1 protein-coding gene and 1 pseudogene are annotated in these 1,817 nt (G+C 27.8%); both read left to right on the plus strand.

Translation table 11 applies throughout. The features are described 5' to 3' along the window. A pseudogene (gene istA / locus ACTNAO_RS12725) lies at window positions 1–1,014 on the plus strand (IS21 family transposase); the annotation flags it as partial. Beyond that, window positions 1,011–1,763 (plus strand): IS21-like element helper ATPase IstB, encoded by a 753-nt coding sequence (gene istB, locus ACTNAO_RS12730; protein WP_154532935.1) that lies wholly within the window; start codon window positions 1,011–1,013, stop codon window positions 1,761–1,763. The pseudogene istA and the gene istB, both read left to right, overlap by 4 nt. The last annotated feature ends 54 nt before the right edge of the window (window positions 1,764–1,817 follow it).

The following is a 1,817-nucleotide window of genomic DNA, read 5'->3' on the forward strand; positions in this document are numbered from 1 at the left end:
ATGGCAATATCTTAAAGATAACTATAATCTCGATTGTGCACAATCTTCGTTTAGAAGATACATATCTAGCAAACCTGAATTTAATGATTATTTTAAAAGAAGGCAAAAAGGTCATATATCTAATAATTCTACAATGCGATATGAAACTGGTAAAGGACAGCAGGCTCAATTAGATTGGAAAGAAAACATTAATTTTGTATTAAAAACTGGTGAAACAATAAATGTTAATATATTTGTTCTTATTCTTTCTTATTCAAGATTTAGAGTTTACAAGCTTTCTTTAGATAAATCTCAAGAAATATTATTTTCATTTCTAAATGAGGCATTTGAGACATTTGAAGGTGTTCCTCATGAATTATTAACAGATAATATGAAAACTGTTATGGATGAAGCTAGAACAAACTATAGAAAGGGGAAAGTAAATAATAAATTTCAACAATTTGCTGATGATTATGGTTTTAAAGTTCGCCCCTGCATAGCAGGAAGGCCGAATACTAAAGCAAAAGTAGAAGCTCCAATGAAGCTGCTTGATGAAATAAGAGCTTATAATGGACAACTTGATTATGAAGGTCTTGTAAGACTTATTGAGAATTTAAATAATAGGATAAATAGTTCTTATCACACTGCAACTGGAAAAATTCCAATTTTGCATAAAAAAAGAGAAAAAGATTTCTTACTTGCACTTCCTACGGAACAAATAAGAAATCAATACAAAATTACCACTACTAGTGTTAAAGTCAATCGCCAAAGCATGATTTCATATAAATCAAATCAGTATTCTGTACCACCAGAATACATAGGTAAAAGACTAAAATTACAAGTATATGATAACCAACTACATATATATTGTAACACAGATTTGGTTACTATTCATGATGTAACAACTAAAAAATTAAACTATCATGAGGATCATTACTTAGAAATTAGTTCTTCTACCTTTAATTGCAAGGATTATGAAATGGCAAAAATGGCAAAAAACAACTTAAATATGATAGGAGAAGTATACAAAAATGAATAGTACATATAATCAATTAGTAAAAAATTTAGAATACTTAAAAATGAAACAAATGATTACACATCTTAATGAAGTTATTGATTTTACAACAAATAACAACTTGTCATTTGTTGATGCTTTAATAAAACTTACAGCTTATGAAATAGATTATAAAGAAGCAACTATGATAAAAGCAATGGTTAAAGTAGGAGCATTTCCACATAATAAAGAAATCAAAGACTTTGATTTTGATTTTCAACCAAGTATTAACAAAGAGCAAATACTTGATTTTATATCATTTCGTTTTTTAGAAGCTAATGAGAATATTGTATTTTTAGGTTCTAGTGGAGTTGGCAAGACGCATTTAGCTACATCTATTGGAATCGCTGCCGCGAAGCGAAGATACAGTACATATTTTATTAAATGCAATGATTTATTACAGCAGCTTAAAAGAGCCAAGCTTGAGAATAGATTAGATGCAAGGCTGAAGCATTTTAGTAAATATAGATTACTAATAATAGACGAATTGGGTTATCTTCCTATTGATAAAGAAGATTCCAAACTATTTTTTCAGCTTATAGATAAAAGATATGAAAATAAAAGCACAATATTAACTACAAATATAAACTTTAATGCATGGGATGATATTTTTCTAGATCCTATAATTGCTAATGCTATTTTAGATAGAATACTTCATCATGCACACGTAGTTTCAATTACTGGAAATTCATATCGTTTAAAGGATCATATGAATTTCGAAGAAGAATAAAAAAACTACATTCTTAAATGATCAAAAATTTACATGATTAACTTGACATTTATA

Origin of the sequence: Clostridium sp. HCP1S3_C6 (assembly GCF_052066735.1) — a bacterium.
GTDB lineage: Bacteria > Bacillota > Clostridia > Clostridiales > Clostridiaceae > Clostridium.